This is a genomic window from Mycobacterium timonense (genome assembly GCF_025821985.1).
In the GTDB taxonomy this organism is placed as follows: Bacteria; Actinomycetota; Actinomycetes; order Mycobacteriales; family Mycobacteriaceae; genus Mycobacterium; species Mycobacterium avium.
Genome location: NZ_JACKSY010000018.1, coordinates 84,708 through 110,887 on the forward strand (window position 1 = coordinate 84,708; position 26,180 = coordinate 110,887).

Here is a 26,180-nt window from a genome sequence, read left to right on the forward strand (position 1 = left end):
CCGACTTGTTGACCAAATATCTGTTCCAACCGTAGAGTCCGGCTGCACGGCAGTCAATGAGTCGGGAGCACATGATGATTGAGTTCACCGTCGGGTGGCGCCGTGTCACCGACGGCCGCTCGCGGCGTCGCGTCATTGACCTCGAATCCGCCCCGACGTAGTGTCCGGCAAAATGGATTTCTGCTATCCCGCGGAAGTGGAACGGTTCCGCACCGAGCTGCGTGACTGGCTGTCGGACAACCTGACCGACGAGCTGGTGAAAGCACGCCGCGCCGGCGGCCGTGACGACGCCGCGTTCGAGATGCTGCGGGCGTGGAACCAGACGATGGCCGACGCGGGATGGGCCGCGGTGTCCTGGCCGCGCGAATACGGTGGCCGCGGCGCGACGGTGCTCGAACAGCTGGTCTACACCGAGGAGACCACCCGGGCGCGAGCTCCCTTGCCGCTCAACGTCATTGGCTTGAACAACATCGCGCCGGCAATCATGCAGTACGGCACCGAGGCGCAGAAGCAGCGGCTGCTGCCGCGCATGATGCGCGCCGACGACATCTGGTGCCAGGGCATGTCGGAACCCGATGCCGGGTCCGATCTCGCGGCGCTGCGCACCCGTGCGGTGCGCGACGGTGACGACTTCGTGGTCACCGGGCAGAAGATCTGGACCTCGCTGGGCCACCGCGCCGACTGGTGCCAGCTTTACGTGCGCACCGATCCGGATGCGCCCAAGCACAAGGGGATCTCGTGCCTGATCGTCGACATGACGCTGCCCGGCATCGAGGCCCGTCCGCTGGTCACGCTGGGCGGCGACGCCGATTTCGCCGAGGTCTTCTTTCACGACGTGCGGGTGCCGGCGGACGCGTTGCTCGGCCCGCTCAATGCGGGCTGGCAGGTGGCCACCACCACGCTGAGCCACGAGCGGGCCGGGGCCGCCCGGTTGTACGCGGAGATGCAGGTGCGGCTGGAAGAGCTGGTGGACGATCTGGCCGCCGCCGACACCGGCGCGCTGGACGACCCGGTCACGCTGCGGCGCCTCGGCGAACTCGCGGTGCGGATCAAATATCTGGAAGTGCTGTGCCAGCGGTCGATTTCGGCCACCCTGCACGGCGGGTCGGAACTGGTGGCGCTGGGGTCGGCCAGCCTGGCCAAAACGGTGTGGGGCGAGATCGGGCAGGACCTGGCCGCGCTGGCCTTCGACGTGCTGGGCTCCCGCGACGACGGGCGGGCGTGGGCGAACTACCGGCTGACGTCGCGCTCGCTGACCATCGCGGGCGGCACCACGCAGATCAACAAGAACATCACCGCCCAACGGGTGTTGGGGTTGCCGCGCAAATGAACCTCGAACTCACCGACGAACAGGTGGCGCTGCGCGACACCACGCGGCGCTTCCTCGCCGAGAAGGCCCCGATCGCACACCACGTGCGCCGGCTGCTCGACGACCCGACCGGGATCGAGCCGGCGGTATGGCGCGGCCTGGCCGACCTGGGCTGCACCGGGCTGCTGGTGCCCGAACAACACGGCGGGGCGGGCATGACGATGGTCGAGGCCGGGATCGTGGCCGAAGAGCTTGGCGCCGCGCTGTATCCGGGTCCGTGGTTGTCGACGGCGGTGGCCGCCCCGCGGGCACTGATCCGACTGTGCGCCGGCGGCGACACCGCCGCCGGGCTGCTGCGCGGCATCGCCGACGGCACCACCCACGTCGCCGTCTGCTTCCTGGACACCCCGCCCATGGCCGCCACCCGAGAGGGCGAGACCACGGTGCTGCACGGGCAGGCCCGCGCCGTGCCCGATGCCGCGGCCGCCGACGTCCTGCTGGCTCTGGCCGAAGATGCCGGGGACACAGCGCTTTTCGCGGTGAACACCGGATCGGCCGGGGTTGCGGTCAGGCCCGAACACCACATCGACCCGACCCACAAACAATCGCGGGTCACCTTCGACGCGGCCCCCGCGCGGCGGCTGGCGACGGCGTCGGCGGACGACGTGGCGGCGGTGGTCGACGACGTGCTGATCGCAGCGTGCGCCGACGCGCTCGGCGCCGCCCGCGCCGTCATGGACCTCGCCGTCGAATATGCCAAGACCCGAACGCAATTCGGTCAGCCGATCGGGTCGTTCCAGGCCGTCCAGCATCTGTGCGTGGACATGTACGAGACCGTCGAGTTGGCCCGCAGCGGGGTGATCCACGCCCTGTGGGTTAGCGACGCGCCCGACGGCGATGAGCGGCATCTGGCCGCGCTGCGGGCGAAGGCGTTCGCCGGGCGACTGGCCGGCGTGGCCGACACCGCTATCCAGGTCTTCGGCGGCATCGGCTACACGTGGGAGCACGACGCCCACCTCTATCTCAAGCGGTTGCTGGGCCATAGCGCGTTTCTCGGCGGACCCGACCGCTACCTCACCGAAGTCGGTGCGCGCCTTGCCAAGAGAGGCAGTCCGTGATGAATGTCGAGTACCTGCTCACCGCCACGCCGTCGGCGCGCAAGTCGCTGGACCTGGACGCCCCGGTCGACCCCGGCGACATCCGCGAGTGCCTGCGCATCGGCCTGCAGGCCGCGAACGGGTCGAACGCGCAGTCGTGGCGCTGGCTGGTGGTCGGCGATCCGGCGCTGCGCGCCCGGATCGCCGAGCTGTATCGCGACGCCTATCTGCGGCGGGTCGGCGGACGGTTGCTCGCCGGCCTGATGCCCGCCGGAACACCCGAGAGCCGCATCATGTCGTCGACCGAGTGGCTGGTCGAGAACCTGGCCAGGGTGCCCATGCTGGTAATCCCTTGCTACGAGCCTTACTTGCCGCGCATCGACGGCGACGAATCCTTCCACCTGGCCACGCTGTACGGCTCGATCTTCCCGCCGGTGTGGAACTTTCAGCTGGCCCTGCACACCCGGGGATACGGGACGTGCATCACCACGCTGCATCTGCATCACGAAGACGAAGTCGCACAGCTGCTCGGCATTCCGCCGACCTACGTCCAGGGCTGTCTGCTGCCGGTGGGCCGGCTGCGGGCCGGGCGCACCTTCCGGCCCGCGCGGCGGCGGCCGATCCAGGAAGTGATCGCCTGCGACCGTTGGGACGGGCCGCCGCTCTAGGATGGGATTTCGGCGGCTTGTGCAGCGCATTCACCGAGTCCGGTCTGATAGCCTCTAACAAAGATTTGGTTCGGCGAAAAGAGGACGAATGCGTATGGTCACGCACCCGCAGTCGTCCGGATCTGCACACCGCTGACCATGGCGAAAGCCGAGTCGCTCCGAGCCGGCAGCACCGCCGATTCCCCGACGCGCCGGGCCGAGATCCTGGCCACCGCCGCGTCCCTGATCGCGTCCTCGGGCCTGCGAACGTCGTTGCAGGAGATCGCCGATGCCGCCGGCATCCTTCCCGGCAGCCTCTATCATCACTTCGAGTCCAAAGAGGCCATCCTCGTCGAGCTGATCCGCCGCTACCAAGACGACCTGGAGCGGATCGGCCGGGCCGCCCAGGCCAGGTTGGACGAACCCGACTCGCGTCCGGTCCCCGAGCAGATCATCGAGCTCGGCTCGGCGATCGCCAACTGCGCCGTCGAGCACCGCGCCGCCCTGCAGATGTCGTTCTACGAGGGGCCGGGCACCGACCCGGAGCTGACCAAGCTGACCCGGCAGCGGCCGGTGGCCATCCAGGAGGCGATGCTGCAGACGCTGCGCGCCGGCCGGTGGAGCGGCTACATCAAACCCGACATCGACCTGCCCACGCTGGCCGACCGCATCTGCCAAACCATGCTGCAGGTCGGTCTCGACGTCATGCGGCACACCGCATCCGCCGACCAGGTCGCCGAACTGCTGTGCCGAATCATCTTGCAGGGCTTGGCAAGCCGGCCGCCCAGCGACGCCGCGCTGGACCGGTCGAAGGCATTCGCCGCCGCCAACGAGGTGATCGAAACCTGGTCCGACGACAGCGACGCCGATCCCGGTGACAAAGCGGCGCTGGTGCGCGCGGTGGCACGCGCCGAATTCGGCCGCCGCGGTTATGAAGTCACCACCATCAGGGACATCGCGGCGGCGGCCGGCCTGGGCACCGGAACGGTGTATCGGGTGATCGGGTCCAAGGACGAGCTGCTGGACTCGATCATGCGCTCCTTCGGCAAGAAGGTGGAGGCGGGATGGGTCAGCGTGCTGCGCTCCGACGCCACACCCACCGAGAAGCTGGACGCGTTGAGCTGGGTCAACGTCAACGCGCTGGACCAGTTCTCCGACGAATTCCGGATCCAGCTCGCCTGGATGCGGCTCTCTCCCCCGACGGCCAACCCGGGCTGGTCCTACGCCACCCGCCTGCGGCAGATGAAATCGCTGCTCTCCGAAGGGCTCCGGACGGGTGAGATCGCCATCGCCGCGCCGTCCACCGCGATGCTGGCGCGCTGCCTGATCGCCCTGCAGTGGATACCGGAGAACATCCTCGCCGAGATCGGCAAACGCCCAGCTCTGCTGCATGTCCGCGACACCGTTTTGCGTGGCGTGGCGGTCCGCGGCGCCGCCGTCGACAACTAGGTCGACACCCCGGTCGATATCTAGGTATTGAAACCAAATAACCGTTCCCCATACAGTTGGGCAATTAGAATCGGGTTGGCGATTAACGAGAAGGGGATTTCCATGACGATTGTCGATCGGCTGCGCTACGACGGCAAGCGCGCGCTGGTGGTCGGTGGTGCGACCGGCATGGGCGCCGCGGCGGCCAAATCCGCTGCCGAGCTGGGCGCCGAGGTCATCGTGCTGGACTACGCCCCGGTGACCTACGACGTCGCCAAGTCCATCCAGGTCGACCTGCGCGATCCCGCGTCCATCGACGCCGCGCTCGAGCAGCTCGACGGCCCGGTGCACGCGGTGTTCTCGGCCGCCGGCATCGCCGAGGGCACCACCGACCTGATGGCGATCAACTTCCTCGGACACCGCTACCTGATCGAGCGGCTGCTGGAACGCAACCAGCTGCCGTCAGGCTCGGCGATCTGCTTCATCTCCTCGGTCGCGGGCATGGGGTGGGAGAACGACCTGGACCTGCTGAACGAGTTCCTGGCCACCCCGGACTTCGCGACGGCGCAGGAATGGGTCAAGGCGCACGAGCCGGAAGGCATCATCCACTACGGCTTCTCCAAGAAGGTCGTCAACGCCTACGTGGCAACCCAGGGCTATCCGCTGCTGAAGAAGGGCATCCGGATCAACGCGATCTGCCCCGGTCCCACCGACACCCCGCTGGCCCAGGCCAACGCCGACCTGTGGCTCACCTTCGCCCAGGACTACCGCGACGAGACCGGGTCCAAGGTGCACACGCCCGAACAGATGGGCGACGTGATGGCGTTCCTCAACAGCGCCGCCGCCTTCGGCATCAACGGGATCACGCTGCTGGTCGACTACGGCCACACCATGGCGTCGCTGACCGGCGCCTACCCGCCGGGCAAGCCGATCATCGACATCATCATGGGCCGCGTGAAGCTCTGACCGGGCCGGCGTAGCGTCGGCTGTCATGGCACGAGTCGTGATCGTCGGCGGCCACGGCAAGGTCGCGTTGCAGCTGTCCGCCATCCTGACGCAGCGCGGCGACGCGGTGACTTCGCTGTTCCGCAATCCCGATCACGCCGACGACGTCGCCGCCACCGGCGCCAAGCCGGTGGTGGCCGACATCGAGCGGCTGGACACCGACGCGCTGGCCGGCCTGCTGGCCGGGCACGACGCCGTGGTCTTCTCGGCGGGGGCCGGCGGCGGCAACCCGGCCCGCACGTATGCCGTCGACCGCGACGCGGCGATCCGGGTGGTCGACGCCGCCGCCCGGTCGGGAGTGAAACGGTTCGTGATGGTGTCCTACTTCGGCGCCGGCCCCGATCATGGTGTGCCCCAAGACGATCCGTTCTTTCCCTACGCGGAGTCCAAGGCCGCGGCCGACGCCCACCTGCGGGCCAGCGACCTGGACTGGACGATCCTGGGGCCGGGCCGGCTCACCCTGGACCCGCCCACCGGCCGCATCGCCGTCGGGCGCGGCAAGGGCGAGGTCTCGCGCGCCGACGTCGCAAGCGTCGCCGCCGCCGCCCTCGCCGACGACTCGACGATCCGGCGCACCATCGACTTCAACAACGGTGACGTGCCGATCGCCGTCGCACTGGCCGGCTGAGCCCGCCCGGCGGCGCGGTAAGCTGCGCTACGCAGCTGGTCTGCTCGCGTCGCAACCGCGCCGTGAGCATCGAGCGAAGCAACGTTAGTAACGCTTCGTAAGAGGGAACCCGGTGAGAATCCGGGACTGTCCCGCAACGGTATGCAGGAACGACCGCCGTCACCAGCACTGGTCGCAAGACTGGGAAGCGACGGCCACTAGGAACTGCCCGGCTCCTCGGCGGCCCTTCGGGACCGCATCGTCGGCCGGGCACGCACCATCCGGTGCGCGCCTGCGAGTCCGGAGACCTGCCAGCTGTGCCGGGCGCGCCGCGTCCGGCGGCTCATCGCCTCGTGGAATGGGCGTTTGGCTGCAGCCGTTGCGGTCGGTACCGGGTACCCACCGCCGACGGGTCGGCTGCACGTCCGCGGGCGGTGACCACCACGCCGATTGAAGGACGAATATCGTGACCCCTCAAGCATTCACCGCAACGGTTGTCGGATCGCCGCGCATCGGCCCGAAGCGCGAACTCAAGCGCGCCACCGAGGGCTACTGGGCCGGCCGCACCGGTCGCGCCGAGCTCGAAAAGGTGGCCGCGACGCTGCGCCGCGACACCTGGGCGGGCCTGGCGGCCGCCGGCCTGGACTCGGTGCCGGTGAACACCTTCTCGTATTACGACCAGATGCTCGACACCGCGGTGATGCTCGACGCGCTGCCGGAGCGGGCCCGGCAGGTGTCCGACGACCTGGATCGCTACTTCGCGGCCGCCCGCGGCAACTCCGACGTCGCACCGCTGGAGATGACCAAGTGGTTCGACACCAACTACCACTACATCGTCCCCGAGATCGCGCCCACCACCAAGTTTGCACTGAACCCCGACAAGGTGCTTTCGGAGCTGAAAGAAGCTTTGGCACAAGGTATTCCAGCCCGGCCTGTGGTCATCGGGCCGATCACCTTCCTGCTGCTCAGCAAGGGCGTCGACGGGGCGGGCGGCCCCATCGAGCGGCTCGAGGAGCTGGTGCCGATCTACGCCGAGCTGCTGTCGCTGCTCGCCGACAACGGGGCGCAGTGGGTGCAGCTCGATGAGCCGGCGCTGGTGACCGACATGTGCGCCGACGCGCCCGCCCTGGCCGAGGCGGTCTACAACAAGCTGGGCTCGGCGGCCAACCGGCCGGCCATCTACGTCGCCACCTACTTCGGTGACCCGGGGGCGTCGCTGGCCGGGCTGGCCCGCACGCCGATCGAGGCGATCGGCGTCGACCTGGTGTACGGCCCCGACACCGCCGTCGCCGCCGTGCCCGAGCTGGCCGGCAAGACCGTGGTGGCCGGCGTGGTCGACGGCCGCAACGTGTGGCGCACCGACCTGGCGGCGGCGCTGGACAAGCTGACCACGCTGCTGGGTTCGGCAGCGCGCGTTGCGGTTTCGACGTCGTGCTCCACGCTGCACGTGCCCTACTCGCTGGAGCCGGAGACCGACCTGGACGACGCGCTGCGCAGCTGGCTGGCGTTCGGGCGGGAGAAGGTCGCCGAGGTGGTGACGCTGGCGCGTGCCCTGCGCGACGGGCGCGAGGCCGTCGCCGACGAGATCGCGGCGTCCAACGCGGCCGTCGCCTCCCGCAAGAGCGACCCCCGCCTGCACAACGACCGCGTCCGGGCCCGCATCGACTCGATCGTCGCGTCGGGTTCGCACCGCGGCGACCCGGCCCAGCGCCGCGCCAGCCAGGACGCGCGGCTGCACCTGCCGCCGCTGCCCACGACGACCATCGGCTCCTACCCGCAGACCTCGGCAATCCGCAAGGCGCGCGCGGCATTACGGTCCGGCGAGATCGACCAGGCCGAGTACGAGAGGCGGATGAAAAAGGAGATCGCCGACGTCATCACGTTGCAGGAGCAGCTCGGCCTCGACGTGTTGGTGCACGGCGAGCCGGAGCGCAACGACATGGTGCAGTACTTCGCCGAGCAGTTGGAGGGCTTCTTCGCCACGCAGAACGGCTGGGTACAGTCCTACGGCAGCCGCTGCGTGCGGCCGCCGATCCTGTACGGCGATGTGGTGCGCACCCACCCGATGACGGTCGAGTGGATCACCTACGCGCAGTCACTGACCGACAAGCCGGTGAAGGGCATGCTGACCGGGCCGGTGACGATCCTGGCGTGGTCGTTCGTCCGCGACGACCAGCCGCTGGCCGACACCGCCAACCAGGTGGCGCTGGCCATCCGCGACGAGACGGTGGACCTGCAGGCGGCGGGCATCGCGGTCATCCAGGTCGACGAGCCGGCGCTGCGCGAGCTGTTGCCGCTGCGCCGGGCCGATCAGGAGGAGTATTTGCGTTGGGCCGTAGGCGCTTTCCGGCTGGCCACCTCCGGGGTCGCCGACTCGACCCAGATCCACACCCATCTGTGCTACTCGGAGTTCGGTGAGGTGATCGGGGCGATCGCCGACCTGGACGCCGACGTGACCTCCCTGGAGGCCGCCCGCTCGCACATGGAGGTGCTCGACGACCTGAACGCGGTCGGCTTCTCCAACAGCGTCGGGCCGGGTGTCTACGACATCCACTCGCCGCGGGTGCCGAGCACCGCCGAGATCGCCGAGTCGTTGCGCGCGGCGCTGCGGGCGGTGCCGGCCGAACGGTTGTGGGTCAACCCCGACTGCGGGCTCAAGACCCGCAACCCCGACGAGGTGAGCGCGTCGCTGAAGAACATGGTCGCCGCGGCCCACGAGGTTCGGGCCGGGGTCTGAGCCGCCGAGCCCGAGCGTCACGCCAGCGTGACGCTCGGGCTTCGGCGTCACTCTGGCGTGACGCTCGGCGCGTCGTCCGACACCACCTGCACGGGGACGTCGTCGTCCCAGGGTTGCCGCACGACCATGTCGGCGACCCGCACGATGCCGCGCTCGAACTCACCGGTGGCCGCGTCGACCAGCCGGTAGGCCTGCGTCTGCTTGTGAATGGGCTGCGCGTCGAGCAGCACCACCCGCACCTCGCCCGGCTCGAAGTGGCAGCGCTCCTGCAGCGCGGCGATCAGCTGCTCGTTGTGCATGTGGCCGTCGCCGAAGTTCCAGCCGATCGCGGTGCTGCAGATCCGCTCGCCGTCGGTGATGACGTAGTCGTCCTCGTTCTGGCCCGCCATCGCCCGGTGCGCCAGCGTGAACAGCGCCCGGCCGTGAGTGTTGAAGCCGCGGAACGCATATCCCATGTAGAGCGGGATCTGCGCCGCCTCCGGGCTGCCGTAGAACCGCTCCAGCTGGGCCTGGGGCATGCTGGCGATGGCGACGATGCCGCGGCTGATCTTCTCGCTGGCCGACGGTTTGATGCACCACAGGGTGGTGTCCCAGTTGCCGGCGTAGTAGCGCATCCCGGGCAGAAACGAGATCTTGCACGGAAACATGTTGCCCAACACCACGATTCCCGCAATGACGACGAACAGGACGGCCACCACCACGGGGTGCCGAAGGTCGCCGAGCCCGATCCCGGTGTGCGCCACGAACAGCGACAGCACCCCGAAGATCATGAACACGTTCCATTCCAGCGGCACGCCCATCGGAATCGAGACCAGGATCCCCAGGTGGAAGCACACCATCACCACCGCGGCCACGGTGACCGGCCAGCCGCCGTGACAGAAGAACAGCGGCAACGGCACCAGCATCTCGATCGCGGTGCTCAGATGCGCGATCCAGCGTGACAGCCGGCCGGGTCGCAGATCGTCGGGGAACTTCTCGAAGAACCGCCGCTTCAGCCAGCGCGGGCGCACCAGCGGGTTGTTGGACATCATCGTGGAGATCACGAACGGAAAGTGTTTGTTGAGTTTGGATGTCGCCGCGCCCATCCAGATCACCAGGAAGACCACCTTGGACCCGACGATCATGTCGGGCGCCCCGAACAGGAACGTCACCGCCATGCTGGCGTAGACCTCGCCGCGGGCGGCCAGGAAGATCACCTTGTCGCGCAGCCCCAGCACCGCCAGCACCAGCAGGATCAGCACGATCTTCCAGGCGGGCAGCAGGCCGATCGTGGTGCCCAGCTCGGGCATGGGCCCGGTGCCGTCGGCGAACAGCGCGGCCAGCGTCAGCAGCAGAAACAGCGCGTACAGCGCGACGTCGACCGGCTTGCGTTTGGTGCCCGCGGTGAACGGGACCCGGTCCGGCCACGGTGGCAGCCGGATGGTGCCGAAGCGCATCCAGTACAGAATCGAGCCCATCGGCGGAAAGAAGCGGTTGTTCAGCGGGCCGAAGCCGCAGCCCAGCCCGATCACCTCGAACAGCATCGTGTAGAGCACGACCTTTTCGAAGACGATCGGCTCCGACCACCACGACGCGACGTGGGTGAAGCCGCCGAGACCCCGGGTGGCCGAGGCGAACAGCCACCCGCCCAGGATGTAGAGCAGGATTTTGACGACGTAGAACAGGTGCAGGGCGACCGGGGTGCCGAACCCCACCTCGGCCCAGTGCTTGGCCATCGGGCGGATCTTGTCGCTACGGGTGCCCTTGCTCCATTCGGCCATGTCGAGCTGCGGCAGCTCGGGCTTCAGAAATCCCATGGTGTCAAAGACTAGAACGCGTTCTAGGAACACGCCCGGCAACCTCGGGCAACGCGGCGACACCCGGCCGCGCGGCGACACCCGGCCGCGGCGTCGAGCGTGGACTAGTTGCGCGATCACCCGGCGTGTCGGCGCAACAAGTCGACGCTGGACCGGTGCGCGCCGGGGCTACCCGGCTTGCTTGGCGGGCGGCCGGTAGAAGATCACCAGCTGGCCGATGGCCCCGGCCAGGCCGAGCAGCAGCGAGATCAGCAGGCCGTTCCAGCCGTCCATCCAGTTCTTGCCGAAGACCAGCCAATCCAGGCTGAGCCGGCCGGCGCCCAGGGTGGCCACCACCACCGCGCTGGCCGCCAGCACCAGGTTGTATTCCCAGCCCTCCTTGACGATGAAGAAGCCGTTGGGGCGGTGCACCGTCCACGCCGCGACCAGCATCAGCGAGACGAAGCCCGCCGCCGGGATCGGGGTGAGCAACCCGGCGGCCAGGCCCAGACCGGCGGCCATTTCCGTGCTTGCCGCCACGGTGGCGTGGAACTTGCCCGGCTTCATGCCGATGCTCTCGAACCACCGGGCGGTGCCCGGGATGCGGCCACCGCCGAAGAACTTGTTGTAGCCATGCGCGGCCAACGTCACGCCCAACACCAGCCGCAGGATCAGTAACCCGACGTCGTAGGGAGTCATACGTGCAAACCTAGATCATCGGCCGCCGGGGAGGACAGGACCGCCGCGCGGCTGAGTCGACCCGCCGGCCCGTGTGGGAACATAGCGGGCGTTCCGGGGTTGCCCGAATCAGCAGCGACACCACGAAGGGGGTGCACCACGGCTCGCACCGCACCAGGTAGCGGCGCCCACCGCAACGCGTCACGCGACCGGGACGCCGCGCCGACCGAGCAGTCCGTGGTGTTGCTGGACGGCACATCGAGCCACCCCCGCGAGCTGCTGGGCAACAAGGGCCACGGCATCGAGGTGATGCGCCGCCACCACCTGCCGGTGCCGCCCGCGTTCTGCCTCACCACCGCGGTGGGCCTGCGGTATCTGGCCGACCCTGCGGCGACGATGGACGCCGTCTGGGACGACGTGCTGGACCGGATGGGCTGGCTGCAGGCGCAGACCTCGCGCACGTTCGGGCGGGGCCCGCACCCGCTGCTGGTCAGCGTGCGCTCCGGGGCCACCCAGTCGATGCCCGGGATGATGGACACCCTGTTGAACCTGGGCATCAACGACTCCGTGGAGCAGGCGCTGGCCGCCGAGCACGGCCCGGCGTTCGCCCGCGACACCCACCGGCGGTTCCGCGAGATGTACCGGCGCATCGTGGGTGTCGAGCGGCCGGTGCCGTCCGACCCGTACACGCAGTTGCGCGCCGGCATCGAGGCGGTGTTCGCGTCGTGGAACTCCCCGCGCGCCCGCGCCTACCGCGCCCATTACGGTTTCGCCGACCGGCACGGCACCGCCGTCGTCGTGCAGGCCATGGTGTTCGGCAATCACGGCCCCAATTCCGGTGCGGGAGCATTCTTTTCGCGCAACCCGATCACCGGGGACGACGAGCCGTTCGGCGAGTGGCTGCCCGGGGGCCAGGGCGACGACGTGGTGTCGGGATCGGTCGACGTGGAACCGATCGCCGCGCTGCGCGACGAGCAGCCGGCCGTCTACGACCAGCTGATGGCCGCCGCCCGGACGCTGGAGCGGTTGGACCGTGACGTCCAGGAGATCGAGTTCACCGTCGAGGACGGCGCCCTGTGGTTGCTGCAGACCCGGGCGGCCGAACGCTCGGCGCAGGCGGCGGTGCGCTTGGCGCTGCAGCTGCGACGCGAGGGGCTGATCGACGACGCCGAGACGCTGCGGCGGGTCACCCCGGCGCACGTGCGGTCGCTGCTGATGCCCGCCCTTCAACCCGAAATACGTTTGGCGGCACCACTTCTGGCCAAGGGCCTACCTGCCTGCCCCGGCGTGGTATCCGGCACGGCCTACGCCGACGTCGACGAGGCGCTGCACGCCGCCGAGCGGGGCGAACCGGTGATCCTGGTGCGCGACCACACCCGGCCCGAAGACGTGTCGGGCATGCTGGCCGCGCGGGGCATCGTCACCGAGGTGGGCGGCGCGGCCAGCCATGCGGCGGTGGTCAGCCGGGAACTGGGCCGGGTGGCCGTGGTGGGTTGCGGCGCCGGGGTGGCCGCGATGCTGGCGGGCCGGCGGATCACCGTGGACGGCGCCGAAGGCGAAGTGCGCGAAGGCGAATTGTCCCTGTCCGCGTGGTCCGAGAACGATACCCCGGAGCTGCGCGAGCTGGCCGAGATCGCGCGGCGGATCAGCCCGCTGCGCGCCCATTCCGGCGGCGACCATCCGCGGCTGGACGACGACTCCGAGAGCGCCGTGCGCGCGGCCCTGGCCGCCGGGCAGACCGACGTGGTCTCGCCCACCCCGCTGCTGGTCATGCTGACCGCGCTGCGCCAGGGCGCGCCGTGACCGAACTGGCTGTGCTGCAAGCGATTCGGCTCAAGGGCCGGGTCAGCCGAGCCGACCTGGCCGCCACCCTGGGCACGGATCCCGACGAAATCGCCGGCACGGTCGAGCGGCTGAGCGCGGCGGGCCTGGTGACCGGGGACGCCACCCTGCGGATCACCCCGGCCGGCAGCGCCCGGCTCACGGCGCTGCTCGCCGAGGAACGCCGGGGCATCGACGCCGCCGCGATGGCCGCCGTCTATGACGACTTTCGGGCGATCAACGCCGATTTCAAGCGCCTGGTGACCGACTGGCAGCTCAAGGACGGCGCGCCCAACCGCCACGACGACGCCGAGTACGACGCCGCCGTGTTGGCCCGCCTGGACGACGCGCACGCGCGGGTGACGCCGGTCATCGAGGCCGCGGCCGCCCAACTGCCGCGGCTGTACCGCTACGCGGCGAAACTGGCCGCGGCCCTGGACAAGGTGCGGGCCGGCGACACGGCGTGGCTGACCAGGCCGCTGATCGACTCCTACCACACGGTGTGGTTCGAACTGCACGAAGAGCTCATCGTCGCCGTCGGCCTGACCAGGCAGCAAGCCGCCAGATCCGGTGACGCGCAATAGTCATAGCGCCGCGTCGAGCAACGCCAGGTAGGCGTCGACGTCGGGAACCGCCGACGCCGCCGCGTGCACGCTGATCGCGATGGTGTCCCCGATGCCGTGCACGCCGTGCGTCAGCCCCATCACCGGCGACAGCGCGGGATAGCCCGCCGTCAGCACCACCCGCGCGCCGCCGAAGCTCAAATCGGCCGGCCCGCGATTGACGCTGGACACCACGGTGTTGCCGGCCACCTGGTCCGGACGCTGGTCGGCGTCGAATTGGTCTACGCCCCAACGCAACAGCGCGGCCGGCACCGCGGCGAATGCACGGTCGGCGGCCCGGGTTGCCGGGTGCCCGAAGCGGCGCCGCCCGGCGGCCAGGCCGGCCGCGATCCGCTCCGCGCGGGCCTGGGCCCCCAGCCTCGGATGCAGGTCCACCACGACGTTGCCGAAGTGGTTGTATGCCTGCGGTGCACCGGGTTTGGCCATCGGAACCTCGGCGCCCAGCGAATCCGCTTGATCGCCAAGCAGATCGGACAGCGCCTGCGCCACCGCGCCCAGCACCGCAACCGTGGCCGTCGGACCGGGCAGCTGCGCGCGGTGCCGCACCAGGGTGCGCAGCGAACGCACACCGGCGGGCCGGGCGTTCGTCGGCAGCAGCGGACGCGGCCTGGCCCCGGGGGCCAGCCGCCCGGCACGGGTGTCGCGCACCAGTTGGCGGTGGGTGCGCGCGGCCACCGCGGCCCGCCAGGGCAACCAGCCCGGCCGCGGGACGGGCACCTCGGGCACCGGGGCGGCCCGGCCGAAAAGCCGGGCGGCCAACGCCGCGGCGCGGGCGCCGTCGGCCAGCGCGTGCGCGACCTGCAGCACCGCGACCGTGCCCGGCCCGCGGACCCCCGGAATGCCGCGGACCGGGCCGAAAACGTGCAGCCGCCAGGCCATCCGGCGAAGGTCGAGTTGGTCGTCGGCGAGCCCGGCGACAGCGGCCAGGCACCCGTCCCAGCTGTGCTCGGCCAGCTCGTGGCTGACCACCTGCTCGGGGGCGACGGCCGCGGGCACCCAGTGCGGGTAGCGCAGCCGGCCGCGGTCGCGCACCCGGATGCTCAGCGCCGGCTCCGCGTCGGCCCGCCGGCGCAGCTGATCGGCGGCAGCCGGGTAATCCGCCGGCTCGCCGTCGAAGGCGTACAGCAGGAACTCGTCGTTGGGGATCTTGGCCGACATCCAGTAGAACTGCGCATCGACGGCCGCCACCCGGTGGCCCGTCATTCAGCCGGGTGAGCCGATGAACCCGAGCACCAGGCCGGCGACCTTGTCGGGCTGTTCGAGCTGCAGGAAGTGCCCGGCATGTTCGACGATGTCGACTTCGCTGCCGGGGGGCAGCACCTTTTCCACCTGGTGAGCGAAAGCCGATGTCATGCAACCGTCGTCGCGGCCATGAAGGTACAAACACGGCAGCACCGGCTCCTCGGTCCACAGTCGGTGCAACGTCGCGTACTGGGCCGGCGGGGCGGTGTTGCGGATGGTGGCGCGGTAGGGGCCCAGCGCCGCCCTCCAGCTCTCCGGCGCCCCGATCGCGGCGTCAACGTGCCGCAGATCCTCCTCGGCGCGGTAGCCCGGCGACCAGCGCCGCCACAGCAGCGGCAGCACCCAGGAAGCGGAACGTTCAGGCAGCCAAGGCAATTGGAAGTAAAGGATGTACCAGCTGCGGAACACCTGGCGGGCCAGATGGGCGGCCAGCCGGCCCCGCTCGGCCGCGCTGCCGCCGCGCCGCCGGAACGCCGCCGAGGGCGGCACCGACATGAGCACCGCCTTGGCGAACGGGCTGTCGGGCATGGCGGCCAGGCCGGTGGCCGCGATCGCCCCCCAGTCGTGGCCGATCACCACGTCGTTCTCGGTACCGCCGGCGGCCGCGCGCACCCGCAGCGCGTCGTCCATCAGCGCACCCACGTGGTAGCTGCCGTCGGACGGGATCGCCGACGGCGCGTATCCGCGCATGAAGGGCGCGACCACCCGCCACCCCGCGTCGGCGAGCCGGGGAGCGAGCTTGCGCCACCCGTACGGCGTGTCGGGGAAGCCGTGCAGACACAACGCGAGCGGGCCGTCGGGCGGCCCCCAGGTGAGCGCCTTGAGGTCCCCCGCAGGGCCGGTCACGTCGATCCAGCCTGGTTCAGCCATCTTCACTCCCTGCTCGGCGCGTCCGCACGGACCAACCTAACCCGTGTGTCGTCGAGACGCACCGACCGCAGTAAGTATGAAGTCAAACCGTCACTGCGTCAGCGGGTTTCGCTACGAGGATGCCGCGGCCCGCTCCAGCTCGGCGATGACGATCTTGCGCATGCCATACATCGCCTGGGTGGCCGCCGCCGCCCTGCTGCGGTCGGGGTCGCCGATCAGTTCGAAGAGCCGGTCGGGGACGATTTGCCAGCTCAGGCCGAAGCGGTCTTTGAGCCAGCCGCATTGGGATTCCTCGCCGCCGTCGCTCAACCGGTCCCAGTAGTAGTCGACCTCGTCCTGGTCCTTGCAGTGCACCGTGAACGACACCGCCTCGCTGAACCGGAAGTGCGGGCCGCCGTTGATCCCGATGAACCGCGAGCCGTCCAGCACGAAGCTGCCCGACAGCACCGTCCCGGGCTCGCCCGGGCCGGCCTCGGTGGTCCGGTTGAACCCCTCGATGTGCGAGTTCGGGAACACCGAGGTGTAGAACGTGGCCGCCTCCTCCAGGTTGTCGTCGAACCACAAGGACGGGGTGATCGATGGCATGTCCGCGGGCCTCCTCGCCGGCTGGTTGGTTGTGCTGGGGTAGACCCCGGCGGCCGTGGAAACTCATCGCGTCGTCGGCCCGCGCAAGAGTGCTTATGCGACCTATGTAACGTCAGGACCCATGAGTACCGTCAGCAGCAGTCCCGAGACGGTGGAGTTTGCCGGCGTCGACGGGATCACCCTGGTCGCCGACGAATGGAATCGGGGCTCCGACGGCGCCGGCCGGCCGAGCATCTTGATGCTGCACGGCGGCGGCCAGAACCGGTTTTCCTGGAAGAACACCGGGCAGACGTTGGCCGACGAGGGGCTGCACGTGGTGGCGCTGGATTCCCGGGGGCACGGCGACAGCGATCGCTCGCCGCAGGCCGACTACCAGATCGAGACGCTGACGGCCGACGTGCTGCGGGTGCTGGACGCGATCGGGCGGCCGGTGACGATCATCGGGGCGAGCATGGGCGGGCTGACCGGCATCCTGGCCGCGCACCGGGCCGGGCCGGCGAAGGTGACCCGCCTGGTGCTGGTGGACGTGGTGCCCCGGTTCGAGAAGGACGGCAGCGCCCGCATCCGCGACTTCATGATCAGCGGCCTGGACGGCTTCGACTCGCTGGAGCAGGCCGCCGACGCCGTCGCCGCCTATCTGCCCTACCGCAGCAAGCCGCGCAGCCCCGAGGGGCTGAAGAAGAACCTGAGGCTGCGCGACGGCCGCTGGTACTGGCACTGGGACCCGGCGTTCATGACGAAGCCCGGCGACGATCCCGAACTGCGCACCGAAAGCTTCGAGCAGGCCGCCAAGAACCTGTCGATCCCGGTCCTGCTGATCCGCGGCAAGCTCTCCGATGTGGTGAGCCCCGAGGGGGTCCGGCACTTTTTGGCCACCGTGCCGCGCGCGGAGTTCGTCGAGCTGTCCAACGCCGGGCACACCGCGGCCGGCGACGACAACGACGCGTTCAGCGACGCCGTGGTGGCGTTCGTCAAGCGCCGCTGAGAAATCCGCGCGGCTAGTTGGCCGGCTTCTCGGCGTGCCCGCCGAATTGCTTACGCATCGCCGAGAGCGTCTTGTTGGCGAAGTCATCGAGATGCCGGGAGGCGAAGCGGGACTGCAGCGCGGTGGTCAGCACCGGCGTGGGGACCCCCTCGTCGATCGCGGCGATGGACGTCCAGCGGCCCTCCCCCGAGTCGGAGACGCGCCCGGAGAACTCCTTGAGCTCCGGTGATTCGTGCAGTGCGATCGCCGTGAGATCCAGCAGCCAGGATCCGATGACGCTGCCGCGCCGCCACACCTCGGCGACCTCGGGGATGTCGAAATCGTATTGGTAGAACTCGGGATTGGACAGCGGCGCGGTTTCGGCGTCGCCTTCCTGCACGTGCTTGCCGATGTCGGCGTTGCGCAACACGTTGAGTCCCTCGGCGAGCGAGGCCATCATCCCGTACTCGATGCCGTTGTGCACCATCTTCACGAAGTGCCCGGCGCCGGACGGCCCGCAATGCAGATACCCCTGCTCCGACCGGGTGACCTCGCCGTCGCGGCCCGGCGTCCGCGGCGCGGCGTCCACCCCGGGTGCGACGGTGGCGAAGATCGGCTCGGCGTGCGCGAACGCCTCCTCGTCGCCGCCGATCATCAGGCAGTAACCGCGTTCCCGACCCCAGACGCCACCGCTGGTGCCGCAGTCCAGCAGCCGAATCCCCTTCTCCGACAGCGTCTTCGAGTGACGAATGTCGTCACGGTAGTAGGAGTTGCCGCCGTCGATGACGATGTCGCCGGGCTCCAGCGTGGTGGCCAGCTCCTCGATCACCCCGGTGGTGATCGTCCCGGCCGGCACCATCACCCACACCACCCGCGGGGCGCTCAGCTTCGCGGCGAGCTCTTGCAGCGAGGAGACCCCGGTCGTCTTCTCCTCCCCCGCCATCGCCTTGACCGCGTCCGGATTGTGGTCGTAGACAACGCATTCGTGTCCGCCCTTGACCACCCGGCGGACGATGTTGGCACCCATCCGGCCCAGGCCGATCATCCCCAGCTGCATCGTGTTTCGAGCCTCCTTATCGTTTCGTGGACGTGCTCTGCGGCAGCCACGGTTGCTGCCAGGCGTGGCGACCGTGCACCAGCGCCTGCGCGGCCTCGGGTCCCCAGGAGCCTTGCTCGTATTGGTGGATGCGGCTCGGCTTGTCCAGCACCGGCTGCACGATCCGCCAGGTCTCTTCGATGGCGTCCTCGCGGGCAAACAGCTGGCGGTCGCCGTTGAACGCGGCGTAGAGCAGCCGTTCGTAGGGCCGCACCGGTTCGCCGAGGTCCACCGCGAACGAGGAGTCCAGGTGGACGTCGTGCCACGAGTCGCCGACCTGAGCGGACAGCTGCAGGCGCATCCCGGGATCGGGGTCGATGCGCAGCACGATCTGGTTGGGCTCGGGCGGGCGGCGGTTGGGCAGGAAGGAGAAGCCGGGCACGTGATGCAGGAACATCCGAACCTCGGTGACCTTGTGCGGCAACGCCTTGCCGGCGCGCAGGAAGATCGGCACCCCGGCCCAGCGCCAGTTGTCGATCTCGGTCCTCAACGCGACGTAGGTCTCGGTGGTGGAATCCTTTGCCACACCGGGGACTTCGGTGTAGCCACGATACTGGCCACGCACGCAGTGCTCCGGGTCCAGCGACGGCATGGCCCGGAACACCTCGGCCTTCTTGTCGTTGAGGTCGTCGGCGCCGGCCCCGACCGGGGGTTCCATGGCGACCAGCGCGAGCACCTGCAGCAGATGGTTTTGCACGACGTCGCGCACCGCCCCCACCGCGTCATAGAACTTGCCGCGGTCCTCGATGCCGAAGTCCTCGGCCATGGTGATGTGGATTTCGGAGATGCTGTCGCGGTCCCACAGCTTGGCCAGGGCGTTGTTGGCGAACCGCAGGTATTGCAGTTCTTCGACCGGCTGTTTGCCCAAAAAGTGGTCTACGCGCAGGATTTGGTCTTCGTCGAGCACCGCGCGCAGCCGGGCGTTGAGGTCGCGCGCCGATTCCAGGTCGTGGCCGAACGGCTTTTCCACCGCCACCCTGGCGCGTTCCAGTAGGTCGGCCTTGGCCAGGTTCTCCACGATCGGCGCGAACAACGACGGCGGCATCTCCAGGTAGTACAGCGGACGCGAATCGTCACCGATCTTCTCGGCGAGCTCGCTGTAGAGCCCGGCGTCGGTGACGTCGCCCGACAGGTAGGAAAGCCGGCCCGCCAAGCGGTCGAACACCGCGTCGTCGAACGTCTCACCGGTGGCCTTGATCGCCTCCCGGGCGCGGTCCAGCAGCTGGTCGAGGGTGATGTCGTCGCTGGCCACGCCGATGATCGGGTGCTCGAGCTCCTCGCGGCGCTCCAGCCGGTAGAGCGCGCGGAACGTCATCTTGCGCGCCAAGTCCCCGGTGATTCCGAAGATCACCAGCAGGTCGGATGGATGGCTGTCATCGTCGGCCAAGACCGCTCCTCCCGAAAGTCACCCGATCGGCTCCCTTGAGACTCACTACCCGCGGCCGGCGGACTCAACACTAGACACAGCCCGGCAGGGGCGCCAGCCCGACCGCGGCGCCGCCTGACAGGATGACCGGCATGGGTGACGTGCTGCATGTCACGGTCTACATCCTGGCCGGGCTGGCCGCCGTCGAGGCCGGCGCGCTGGCCGTGCTGTGGCGGCGGCTGGTGCGCAGCCGCGCCGAACTCGACGAGCTGCGTCAGCGCACCGACGCCCGCAACTGGCTGCTCGCGGGCGGGCGGGAAGCGGTCAAGACGGTATGGAACACCGCCAATCTCGTGCGCAAGGAGGGTTTCGGCGCGGCGGTGCGCAGCTCGATCGAGGAGCTCGCGGACTGGGCCGAGGTGGAGCGGCCCGACCTGGCCCGGGTGACCCCGGACGGCCCGGTGGTGATCCTGTTCACCGACATCGAGGAATCCACCGCGCTCAACGAGCGGATCGGCGACCGGGCCTGGGTCAAGCTGATCAGCTCGCACGACAAGCTGGTCTCGGATCTGGTGCGGCGCCAATCCGGTCACGTGGTGAAGAGCCAGGGCGACGGATTCATGGTCGCCTTCGCCCGCCCCGAGCAGGCGGTGCGGTGCGGCATCGAGTTGCAACGCGCGTTGCGCCGGAACGCAAACCGCAAGCGGCACGAGGAGATTCGGGTCCGGATCGGGATCCACATGGGCCGCTCGGTGCGCCGCGGCGACGACCTGTTCGGCCGCAACGTCGCGATGGCGGCGCGGGTCGCCGCCCAGGCCGCCGGCGGGGAGATCCTGGTGAGTCAGCCGGTGCGAGACGCGCTTTCGCGCTCCGACGGGATCCGGTTCGATGACGGACGCGAGGTCGAGCTCAAGGGATTCTCGGGCACCTACCGGTTGTTCGCCGTGCTGGCCTCGCCCGATCCCGACTGAAGCGCATCGTATTCGGCCAGCCGCTGATGCAAACGATCCCGGACCTCGTCGGCGGTGTAGGCCCGGCGTTTGCGTTGGTCGCGGACCACCAGCACGCCGCCGGCGACGACGCCGGCCGCACCGGCCAGCCCGAGCCACTTCCACATGCTGCGCATGCCACCAGGCTAGGCGTAGTTGTGATTGACTGGATCCCCGCCTGGCCTTACCCGCAAGAAGCGGGGCGGGGCGGCGGCGACGTCGGCGAAAATTGCAGCGGGAGACGGGCTTACACGATGCTCACCTTGAACCAAGCGCTCGAGGAGACCCGGACCGGTGACCTGTGGCTGTTTCGCGGCGGTTCGGGTCCCGACCGCGCCATCCAGACGTTGACCAACAGCCCCGTCAATCACGTCGGCATGACGGTGGCCATCGATGACCTGCCGCCGCTGATCTGGCACGCCGAGCTGGGTGACAAGCTCGTCGACCTGTGGATCGGGACGAATCATCGTGGCGTGCAACTCAACGATCTGCACCAGTCGGTGTTGCAGTGGACGCAGCGCTACCGCCAACGGTGCTGGCTGCGCCAGCTGACGCCGCCGGCCACCCGCGAGCAGGAGAACAGGCTGCTGCGCGTGATCGCCCGGATGGACGGCACCGCGTTTCCCACCACCATGCGCCTCACCGGCCGGTGGCTGCGCGGCCGACTGCCCACCGCCTACGACTGGGCACGCGGAATCCCCGTGGTGGACAAGAAGATTCGGGAGACAACGCGCCGACGAAAGGAACGTCAACGGCTCGGTCTGGAAGCGGCCTACTGCGCGGAAACCGTGGCGATCACCTACGAGGAAATGGGTTTGCTCACCACCGAGAAATACTCGAACTGGTTCGACCCGGGCTCGTTCTGGAGCGGCGACAAGCTTCCGCTCACGCCGGGCTATGCGCTGGGCGACGAGATCGAGATCGCGGTCGATCGGTGAGGGGTTAGTCGACCGTCATCTCGCCCATCCGCGACCACCCGGTGGCCTCGACGGTCTGGCTGATGATCTTGGGCGTGGACTTCAGCGCCTGTGGGAGCTCTTGCATCGCCCGCTTGAAGTGGTCGCTGTTGACGTGAGCGCTGCCGGCGTCACCGTCGCGGAACGCCTCCACCAGCACGTACTCGGCCGGGTCGTCCAGGCTGCGCGACCACTCGAACCACAGGTTGCCCTCCTCGGCCCGGGTTGCCGCGGTGAACGCGGCGACGAGGTCCGGCCAGCGGTCGGCCCACTCGGGTTTGGTCTCGAACTTGACGACGATGAAGATCATTGCGGCCCCGCCTCGGTTCGCTGCTGGGATGACTTGGGATGGCGCTTGGGATGACTTGGGATGACGCCCGCCCCTGCCGGCGGGCAGCGCCAGCCTATCGGGGCCGGGTCGCCACCGCGGCCCGGCCCCGGCCGCGATGGCAGGTCGCTTTTTTGGGCGAAATAATCACAGCAAAGTGGGCTCATCCGTCACAGGCGACACATCAGCCCGCTTTTGCCGCGCGCCACCCGGTCGCACACGTAGTGGCCCAGCTCACATGGGCACGGATATCCGCGCTATTTCACTTTGCGGAACGAGAATGGTCGCGAACCGGGGCGCCGAAAACCGGGTGACAATCACCAGCACGGCCGCGTTTTATTCGTTATGGATTCGCAATTACCGCGTCGCCGGGAAAGGTAATTCAGGGGCCCGGCGGGGGCGGCGGCACGGGCGCCGGCGCATCGATCAGAACGGCCGGCGCTTCCGGCGGCGCAGGCGGCGCGTCGGGCGGCGGAGCCGGTGCGTCCGGCGGGGGTGGCGGTGCGTCCGGCGGCGGCGGCGGCCCGAACATCGCCGGCGGCGGCGCGCCGCCGTCCTCGGGGGGCATCGGCAGGAACATGTGGTGGGTGAATCCGGCCTGGTAGGCACCGGCGCCGCCGACGTGGACGCCGCCGTGCTCGCCGCTGGACACCGCCGTTCCGTCCGGCAGCGTCACCGCGGTGTGGCCGCCGTTCCAGCCGATCACCAAGGCGTTGGGGGCGGTGCCGTATTGGAAGCCCCGGGCCAACAACGCGGCTTCCTCGTTTCCGGTATTGAACCGGTCCCCGAACACTGGCCTGTCAGTTGCTGCATTCGCAATCCACGAAGCAAGTCCCGAACAATCGGTCCCAGCCGGAGAATCTCCACCCGAAATATAAGGCGTGCCGGAGACCTGATTGATCAACGACATCAATGTTGCAATAACGACCATGGCCAGGGAGGCTAGCAATAAGGTTTATTGCGATCCAAAATTTGTGGCCCAGGTCATTCGCTAAACGGACAATGACGTGCGCCGCAGACTGAGCCAATATATTACACACGGGTATATTTGCCGCAGCAAAATGCTTACGCCTTCGGCGACCCGGCCTTACGCGTCGTCTCGCTCGCTTTCCGCGATCTCGCGGTCGACCTCGGCTTGCTCCCGGTTGGCGCGCGCCCGCGTCCGCTTGACCCGTTCGTCGATGCGGCGCAGTCGCGCCCGTTCCCGCTCGGCGGCCGTGCCCTCGCGTTCGTCGGCGAGCTGCTCGCGCTCGTCGGCGATCTGCTCGCGCTGATCGGCGACCCGGCCTCGTCGACCCGCCAGCCATTCACGTCGTCTGACGTCGGCCTCCCGCCGGGCCAGGGCCTTCTCGCGCTGATCGAGCGCGTCGGACCGACGCTCGGATTCCTCGGGAGGCTCGGCCCAGTGTTCTGCGGCCACAATTCACCCTAACCCTGCGGCGGCCGACCGTTCGACGCGCCGAGCGCCGCCGGCACCGGGTCCGGGTGCTCAGAGCGGGGTCCACACTCCGTTGTTCCAGATTCCCCAGTTACCGGCGCCGGTCGGGTTCCACATCATTTGCGCCCCGGGCGCCCAGGCCGGTTGCGGTGGCGGGGGCGGTGCCCACGCCGGCGGCGGTCCCCAGGGCCCCCAGCCCGCCGGGCCGGTGGGGCCACCGGGGTGTTGCCAGTCGTGGCATTGATGCCAGTCCCAGTCCAAGACGTTGCCCCAGGACGGGTTCCACGGATCGCCCGGACACCAATGCCCGGTGGGTGCGGGGGCCGGGGCCGCCGCGGCGACGGGGCCGCCGGCGAGACCGACGACGGACATCGCCAACGCGCCGCCCGCCACCACACTCGCCGCCCAACCCGCCGTGCGCTTTTCCGTCGTCATGCCCTAAGACTTTCCCGTGGCGAGGTTCGGGGCAAGTGGCAATTCGGAGTTGTCGCGGGTTCTAGGGCTCATATCCCGAACTTGGCCCGCGCCTCCGGCGTCACCGGGGTGAACAGGTTGACCAGGTTTCCGTCCGGATCCCGGAACAACAACGCGCGGTTGCCCCACGGCATGGTCGTCGGCTCCGTCACGACCTCGGTGAGCTGCTCGCGGAGCCGCTCGTATTCGGCGTCGACGTCATCGACGATGAACTCCACAATCGCGCTGCGGTTGGCCGCGGGTTCGGCGGATCCGGCACCGAACAGGGGTACCGTCTGGTCGCTGCCGATGGCCAGCGTGGCCGCCGGTGTCGGAATCTCGGCGAACAGCTCGTTTGCCCACACGGCCGAGACTCGGGTGACGATCTCGTAGAAACCGACGAGGCGCTGCACGTCGGCGGTGATGATGCGGGTCGATACGAACTTCATGCGGGCGCTCCTCGAAGGGGTGGATGTGGTGTCGCCCAAGCAGATTAGGCGCTGCCTCTGACAACCGAGCGGCCGTTTTGTCGGGCCGGCAGGCGCGAGATTCACCGTGCCGTCGGGGGTATGGCGCGCTCGACCAGGGCGGCCGCGATCCCGGCAGCCGTCGGGAAGGCGTCGCTGCCCAAGGCCCTGGTCCGAACCGAGGCGCCATCGAGTAACAGCGCCAGCTGCTCACCGAGCAGTTCCGGATCGGCGGCGCCGGCCTCCCGGGCAGTCTCGCTCAGGCGGGCGGCGACGGAGGTCTTGTACTCGCGGGCCCGCACGCGCGCGGGATGCTGCGGATCGGAGATCTCCACGGCGGCGGCGATGAACGGAGCCATCTGACGTGAAGCCTCCGCTTCGCCGGGCGCATCCGAATGTTGCTGCGCGTTCTAGCTTTTCGGCGTCAGGACGACTACGGGGATCGGGCGCGACGTCCGCTTCTGATATTCGGCGTAGCGGTTCTGATTGTTCTTGTTCACGATCTCCCAGAGCCGGGCATAGTCAGCGTCGCCGGGCGGCACGATCCGCGCGGTGACGGCGAAACGCTTTGGGCCCACGTTGATTTCGGCTTCCGGCTTGGCTTTGAGGTTGTGATACCAGCCGGGGGCCTCGGGCGCGCCGCCCTTGGACGCGACCACCAGATAGTTCTCGCCGTCGCGGGCGTAGGTCAGCGACGTGGTGCGCGGTTTGCCGGTCTTTGCGCCGACGGTGTGCAGCAGCAGGCTCGGTATCCACAGCGTGCGGTGACCGATCCAGCCGTTGGTCTTGCGGTAGACCGTGTCGTGCACCCGCAGCACCTGTGGGAGCAGTTTTTCCTCTACGAAACTCATAACTGTCAGTCTCGTCAGTGGCGTCGCACTTCTCCAGCGTTCCAACAACGGTGTTCTGAAGTGAGTCGGACGCCTACCGACGAGGGCGTCGACGCAACGTCAGAGCTCGTCGACGATCGCGATACCCACGTCCCAGCCCGCCGCTTTTAAATTCTTGTCCCTGGTCCATAGCCGTGCACCGTCGACCAGAGCAACCGACCCAAGAAGATGGACGTCGATCGCACTCAGTCCGCGGCCCCACAAGCGGTGGCATTCGACGAGATGAAGGACCTCCGCATGCGTCAGCAACGGGAACGCCCGAAGATTGGACAGCAGGCGCAATAGATCGGCGCGCCGCCTGATCGCACCCAATGCCAACTCCTCGATCACCATTTGGTGGCAACCGATTGCGTCGTTGGTCAGGAACTCTATGAGTCGCTTGTCGGCGACGTGCAGATGATCGATCCATACCGACGTGTCAACGAGAATCATCGGCGGGTGTCCTCCGGCGAGGGCCGACCGATGCCTTCCGATCCGTGCCGCCGAGCGCCGCCAGCCGACGGGCGCTCTCTACCCGAACGAGTGTCTGCAGTCCCTGACGGAGGAGCGCCACGCTCTCTGTCACCCCGGTCAGTTCGGCCGCCTCTGCCAATAAGGCGTCGTCAATCGTCACCGTCGTCCTCATTTAGACACCTCCATGAGCATCATTGATGCATCCAATGATGCCACACTTAAGCGGCATAGCGGGGAACGTCCCGGGGCGTGGTGTAAATAGTGGCGGCGTGTCGGTGCTGATGTAGAGGGCCATCGCGTGAGTCTCTGTGGTGAAACGACCAAGGATCACTACCGAGAGGAACATCGCGATGGCC

30 protein-coding genes and 1 riboswitch are annotated in these 26,180 nt (G+C 68.9%); of the genes, 12 read left to right on the forward strand and 18 right to left on the reverse strand.

The genetic code is table 11. From position 1 onward, the window contains the following. Positions 1-172 precede the first annotated feature (172 nt). The 7 genes from H7I87_RS05555 (at position 173) to metE (ending at position 8,830) form a co-directional block, all read left to right on the forward strand. On the forward strand, positions 173-1,330 hold the full coding sequence (locus tag H7I87_RS05555; RefSeq protein ID WP_033720373.1) for an acyl-CoA dehydrogenase family protein: 1,158 nt from the start codon (positions 173-175) through the stop codon (positions 1,328-1,330). Then, a complete protein-coding gene (locus H7I87_RS05560) occupies positions 1,327-2,427 on the forward strand; it encodes an acyl-CoA dehydrogenase family protein (RefSeq protein ID WP_019732335.1) in 1,101 nt (366 codons plus the stop codon). The genes H7I87_RS05555 and H7I87_RS05560 overlap by 4 nt, the downstream gene beginning before the upstream one ends. Then, entirely contained in the window at positions 2,427-3,074 is a 648-nt protein-coding gene (locus H7I87_RS05565) for a nitroreductase family protein (protein WP_015632605.1), read from the forward strand. Before H7I87_RS05560 ends, H7I87_RS05565 begins: the two co-directional genes overlap by 1 nt. Positions 3,075-3,212: 138 nt before the next feature. Continuing rightward, on the forward strand, positions 3,213-4,502 hold the full coding sequence (locus H7I87_RS05570; RefSeq protein WP_023865363.1) for a TetR/AcrR family transcriptional regulator: 1,290 nt from the start codon (positions 3,213-3,215) through the stop codon (positions 4,500-4,502). Positions 4,503-4,604: 102 nt separating this feature from the next. Further along, complete coding sequence (locus H7I87_RS05575) at positions 4,605-5,447, forward strand: SDR family oxidoreductase (RefSeq protein WP_009975421.1); 843 nt, start codon at positions 4,605-4,607, stop codon at positions 5,445-5,447. A 25-nt stretch (positions 5,448-5,472) separates the two neighbouring features. Next, a complete protein-coding gene (locus H7I87_RS05580; protein WP_031347736.1) occupies positions 5,473-6,114 on the forward strand; it encodes an SDR family oxidoreductase in 642 nt (213 codons plus the stop codon). 73 nt (positions 6,115-6,187) lie between these two features. Next, a riboswitch (cobalamin riboswitch) is annotated at positions 6,188-6,405 on the forward strand. A gap of 154 nt (positions 6,406-6,559) precedes the next feature. Beyond that, on the forward strand, positions 6,560-8,830 hold the full coding sequence (gene metE, locus H7I87_RS05585) for a 5-methyltetrahydropteroyltriglutamate--homocysteine S-methyltransferase (RefSeq protein WP_033726647.1): 2,271 nt from the start codon (positions 6,560-6,562) through the stop codon (positions 8,828-8,830). A gap of 47 nt (positions 8,831-8,877) precedes the next feature. Here the strand turns inward: metE and H7I87_RS05590 are convergent, their stop codons facing one another. Beyond that, complete coding sequence (locus H7I87_RS05590) at positions 8,878-10,626, reverse strand: DUF3556 domain-containing protein (RefSeq protein WP_033726646.1); 1,749 nt, start codon at positions 10,624-10,626, stop codon at positions 8,878-8,880. A gap of 168 nt (positions 10,627-10,794) precedes the next feature. Continuing rightward, positions 10,795-11,304 (reverse strand): DoxX family protein, encoded by a 510-nt coding sequence (locus H7I87_RS05595; RefSeq protein WP_009975416.1) that lies wholly within the window; start codon positions 11,302-11,304, stop codon positions 10,795-10,797. A gap of 216 nt (positions 11,305-11,520) precedes the next feature. Here H7I87_RS05595 and H7I87_RS05600 point away from each other — a divergent pair, with 216 nt between their 5' ends. Further along, entirely contained in the window at positions 11,521-13,086 is a 1,566-nt protein-coding gene (locus H7I87_RS05600; RefSeq protein ID WP_033726645.1) for a pyruvate, phosphate dikinase, read from the forward strand. Then, complete coding sequence (locus tag H7I87_RS05605; protein WP_023863466.1) at positions 13,083-13,688, forward strand: hypothetical protein; 606 nt, start codon at positions 13,083-13,085, stop codon at positions 13,686-13,688. The genes H7I87_RS05600 and H7I87_RS05605 overlap by 4 nt, the downstream gene beginning before the upstream one ends. Here the strand turns inward: H7I87_RS05605 and H7I87_RS05610 are convergent, their stop codons facing one another. From H7I87_RS05610 to H7I87_RS05620, 3 genes are all read right to left on the reverse strand, one after another. Beyond that, positions 13,689-14,930, reverse strand: coding sequence for a WS/DGAT domain-containing protein (locus tag H7I87_RS05610; RefSeq protein WP_033726644.1), 1,242 nt, complete (start codon positions 14,928-14,930; stop codon positions 13,689-13,691). Further along, positions 14,931-15,839: an alpha/beta fold hydrolase gene (locus H7I87_RS05615; protein ID WP_033726660.1), complete on the reverse strand. Its 909-nt coding sequence runs from the start codon at positions 15,837-15,839 to the stop codon at positions 14,931-14,933. It lies immediately after the preceding gene. 111 nt (positions 15,840-15,950) lie between these two features. Continuing rightward, entirely contained in the window at positions 15,951-16,424 is a 474-nt protein-coding gene (locus tag H7I87_RS05620) for a VOC family protein (RefSeq protein ID WP_003875405.1), read from the reverse strand. A 121-nt stretch (positions 16,425-16,545) separates the two neighbouring features. On the opposite strand from H7I87_RS05620, the gene H7I87_RS05625 reads away from it, so the two are divergent. Further along, a complete protein-coding gene (locus H7I87_RS05625) occupies positions 16,546-17,409 on the forward strand; it encodes an alpha/beta fold hydrolase (protein ID WP_003875404.1) in 864 nt (287 codons plus the stop codon). 13 nt (positions 17,410-17,422) lie between these two features. On the opposite strand, the gene gnd is transcribed toward H7I87_RS05625, so the two are convergent. Then, positions 17,423-18,445 carry a phosphogluconate dehydrogenase (NAD(+)-dependent, decarboxylating) gene (gene gnd / locus H7I87_RS05630; protein ID WP_033726643.1) on the reverse strand — a complete coding sequence of 341 codons (1,023 nt, stop codon included), beginning with the start codon at positions 18,443-18,445 and terminating at the stop codon, positions 17,423-17,425. 16 nt (positions 18,446-18,461) lie between these two features. Further along, on the reverse strand, positions 18,462-19,871 hold the full coding sequence (locus H7I87_RS05635; RefSeq protein WP_033726642.1) for a glucose-6-phosphate dehydrogenase: 1,410 nt from the start codon (positions 19,869-19,871) through the stop codon (positions 18,462-18,464). A 122-nt stretch (positions 19,872-19,993) separates the two neighbouring features. Here H7I87_RS05635 and H7I87_RS05640 point away from each other — a divergent pair, with 122 nt between their 5' ends. Next, on the forward strand, positions 19,994-20,821 hold the full coding sequence (locus tag H7I87_RS05640; RefSeq protein ID WP_023868523.1) for an adenylate/guanylate cyclase domain-containing protein: 828 nt from the start codon (positions 19,994-19,996) through the stop codon (positions 20,819-20,821). Here H7I87_RS05640 and H7I87_RS05645 read toward each other — a convergent pair. Then, the gene (locus H7I87_RS05645; protein WP_016706054.1) at positions 20,779-20,976 is read right to left on the reverse strand and encodes a hypothetical protein; all 198 of its coding nucleotides are present in this window, start codon (positions 20,974-20,976) and stop codon (positions 20,779-20,781) included. The two genes, H7I87_RS05640 and H7I87_RS05645, sit on opposite strands and share 43 nt — an antisense overlap. 117 nt (positions 20,977-21,093) lie before the next feature. Here H7I87_RS05645 and H7I87_RS05650 point away from each other — a divergent pair, with 117 nt between their 5' ends. Continuing rightward, positions 21,094-21,777 carry a hypothetical protein gene (locus tag H7I87_RS05650; protein ID WP_031353918.1) on the forward strand — a complete coding sequence of 228 codons (684 nt, stop codon included), beginning with the start codon at positions 21,094-21,096 and terminating at the stop codon, positions 21,775-21,777. 4 nt (positions 21,778-21,781) lie between these two features. Here the strand turns inward: H7I87_RS05650 and H7I87_RS05655 are convergent, their stop codons facing one another. From H7I87_RS05655 to H7I87_RS05700, 10 genes are all read right to left on the reverse strand, one after another. After that, positions 21,782-22,105 (reverse strand): putative quinol monooxygenase, encoded by a 324-nt coding sequence (locus tag H7I87_RS05655; protein ID WP_009975396.1) that lies wholly within the window; start codon positions 22,103-22,105, stop codon positions 21,782-21,784. 400 nt (positions 22,106-22,505) lie between these two features. After that, complete coding sequence (locus H7I87_RS05660) at positions 22,506-23,054, reverse strand: glycoside hydrolase (RefSeq protein WP_080516335.1); 549 nt, start codon at positions 23,052-23,054, stop codon at positions 22,506-22,508. A gap of 156 nt (positions 23,055-23,210) precedes the next feature. Continuing rightward, positions 23,211-23,543 (reverse strand): hypothetical protein, encoded by a 333-nt coding sequence (locus H7I87_RS05665; RefSeq protein WP_011724027.1) that lies wholly within the window; start codon positions 23,541-23,543, stop codon positions 23,211-23,213. 69 nt (positions 23,544-23,612) lie between these two features. Continuing rightward, a complete protein-coding gene (locus H7I87_RS05670; RefSeq protein WP_011724026.1) occupies positions 23,613-23,996 on the reverse strand; it encodes an Mtp family mycobacterial-type pilin in 384 nt (127 codons plus the stop codon). A gap of 68 nt (positions 23,997-24,064) precedes the next feature. Further along, positions 24,065-24,463, reverse strand: coding sequence for a VOC family protein (locus tag H7I87_RS05675; RefSeq protein ID WP_011724025.1), 399 nt, complete (start codon positions 24,461-24,463; stop codon positions 24,065-24,067). Between the two features lie 101 nt (positions 24,464-24,564). Beyond that, positions 24,565-24,840, reverse strand: coding sequence for a hypothetical protein (locus H7I87_RS05680; protein WP_023881132.1), 276 nt, complete (start codon positions 24,838-24,840; stop codon positions 24,565-24,567). Positions 24,841-24,891: 51 nt separating this feature from the next. Further along, positions 24,892-25,332 carry a nitroreductase family deazaflavin-dependent oxidoreductase gene (locus H7I87_RS05685; protein WP_003875392.1) on the reverse strand — a complete coding sequence of 147 codons (441 nt, stop codon included), beginning with the start codon at positions 25,330-25,332 and terminating at the stop codon, positions 24,892-24,894. 99 nt (positions 25,333-25,431) lie between these two features. Continuing rightward, positions 25,432-25,803: a type II toxin-antitoxin system VapC family toxin gene (locus H7I87_RS05690; protein ID WP_003875391.1), complete on the reverse strand. Its 372-nt coding sequence runs from the start codon at positions 25,801-25,803 to the stop codon at positions 25,432-25,434. Next, a complete protein-coding gene (locus tag H7I87_RS05695; protein ID WP_011724021.1) occupies positions 25,790-25,996 on the reverse strand; it encodes a type II toxin-antitoxin system VapB family antitoxin in 207 nt (68 codons plus the stop codon). Before H7I87_RS05695 ends, H7I87_RS05690 begins: the two co-directional genes overlap by 14 nt. Continuing rightward, a partial coding sequence (locus H7I87_RS05700) for a hypothetical protein (RefSeq protein WP_264002610.1) occupies positions 25,997-26,180 on the reverse strand: 184 nt, incomplete at its 5' end.

What these genes read in the sequence shown, in the direction of transcription:
- H7I87_RS05575 (WP_009975421.1), top strand. Translation starts at nt 4,605, where the DNA reads ATGACGATTGTCGATCGGCTGCGCTACGACGGCAAGCGCGCGCTGGTG.
- H7I87_RS05670 (WP_011724026.1), bottom strand. Translation starts at nt 23,996, where the DNA reads ATGACGACGGAAAAGCGCACGGCGGGTTGGGCGGCGAGTGTGGTGGCG.
- H7I87_RS05650 (WP_031353918.1), top strand. Translation starts at nt 21,094, where the DNA reads ATGCTCACCTTGAACCAAGCGCTCGAGGAGACCCGGACCGGTGACCTG.
- H7I87_RS05640 (WP_023868523.1), top strand. Translation starts at nt 19,994, where the DNA reads ATGACCGGCATGGGTGACGTGCTGCATGTCACGGTCTACATCCTGGCC.
- H7I87_RS05690 (WP_003875391.1), bottom strand. Translation starts at nt 25,803, where the DNA reads ATGATTCTCGTTGACACGTCGGTATGGATCGATCATCTGCACGTCGCC.
- H7I87_RS05645 (WP_016706054.1), bottom strand. Translation starts at nt 20,976, where the DNA reads ATGCGCAGCATGTGGAAGTGGCTCGGGCTGGCCGGTGCGGCCGGCGTC.
- H7I87_RS05615 (WP_033726660.1), bottom strand. Translation starts at nt 15,839, where the DNA reads ATGGCTGAACCAGGCTGGATCGACGTGACCGGCCCTGCGGGGGACCTC.
- gnd (WP_033726643.1), bottom strand. Translation starts at nt 18,445, where the DNA reads ATGCAGCTGGGGATGATCGGCCTGGGCCGGATGGGTGCCAACATCGTC.
- H7I87_RS05610 (WP_033726644.1), bottom strand. Translation starts at nt 14,930, where the DNA reads ATGACGGGCCACCGGGTGGCGGCCGTCGATGCGCAGTTCTACTGGATG.
- H7I87_RS05595 (WP_009975416.1), bottom strand. Translation starts at nt 11,304, where the DNA reads ATGACTCCCTACGACGTCGGGTTACTGATCCTGCGGCTGGTGTTGGGC.
- H7I87_RS05580 (WP_031347736.1), top strand. Translation starts at nt 5,473, where the DNA reads ATGGCACGAGTCGTGATCGTCGGCGGCCACGGCAAGGTCGCGTTGCAG.
- H7I87_RS05685 (WP_003875392.1), bottom strand. Translation starts at nt 25,332, where the DNA reads ATGAGTTTCGTAGAGGAAAAACTGCTCCCACAGGTGCTGCGGGTGCAC.
- H7I87_RS05560 (WP_019732335.1), top strand. Translation starts at nt 1,327, where the DNA reads ATGAACCTCGAACTCACCGACGAACAGGTGGCGCTGCGCGACACCACG.
- H7I87_RS05695 (WP_011724021.1), bottom strand. Translation starts at nt 25,996, where the DNA reads ATGAGGACGACGGTGACGATTGACGACGCCTTATTGGCAGAGGCGGCC.
- H7I87_RS05565 (WP_015632605.1), top strand. Translation starts at nt 2,427, where the DNA reads ATGAATGTCGAGTACCTGCTCACCGCCACGCCGTCGGCGCGCAAGTCG.
- H7I87_RS05680 (WP_023881132.1), bottom strand. Translation starts at nt 24,840, where the DNA reads ATGGCTCCGTTCATCGCCGCCGCCGTGGAGATCTCCGATCCGCAGCAT.
- H7I87_RS05660 (WP_080516335.1), bottom strand. Translation starts at nt 23,054, where the DNA reads ATGGTCGTTATTGCAACATTGATGTCGTTGATCAATCAGGTCTCCGGC.
- H7I87_RS05625 (WP_003875404.1), top strand. Translation starts at nt 16,546, where the DNA reads ATGAGTACCGTCAGCAGCAGTCCCGAGACGGTGGAGTTTGCCGGCGTC.
- H7I87_RS05590 (WP_033726646.1), bottom strand. Translation starts at nt 10,626, where the DNA reads ATGGGATTTCTGAAGCCCGAGCTGCCGCAGCTCGACATGGCCGAATGG.
- H7I87_RS05570 (WP_023865363.1), top strand. Translation starts at nt 3,213, where the DNA reads ATGGCGAAAGCCGAGTCGCTCCGAGCCGGCAGCACCGCCGATTCCCCG.
- H7I87_RS05675 (WP_011724025.1), bottom strand. Translation starts at nt 24,463, where the DNA reads ATGAAGTTCGTATCGACCCGCATCATCACCGCCGACGTGCAGCGCCTC.
- H7I87_RS05655 (WP_009975396.1), bottom strand. Translation starts at nt 22,105, where the DNA reads ATGATCTTCATCGTCGTCAAGTTCGAGACCAAACCCGAGTGGGCCGAC.
- H7I87_RS05620 (WP_003875405.1), bottom strand. Translation starts at nt 16,424, where the DNA reads ATGCCATCGATCACCCCGTCCTTGTGGTTCGACGACAACCTGGAGGAG.
- H7I87_RS05555 (WP_033720373.1), top strand. Translation starts at nt 173, where the DNA reads ATGGATTTCTGCTATCCCGCGGAAGTGGAACGGTTCCGCACCGAGCTG.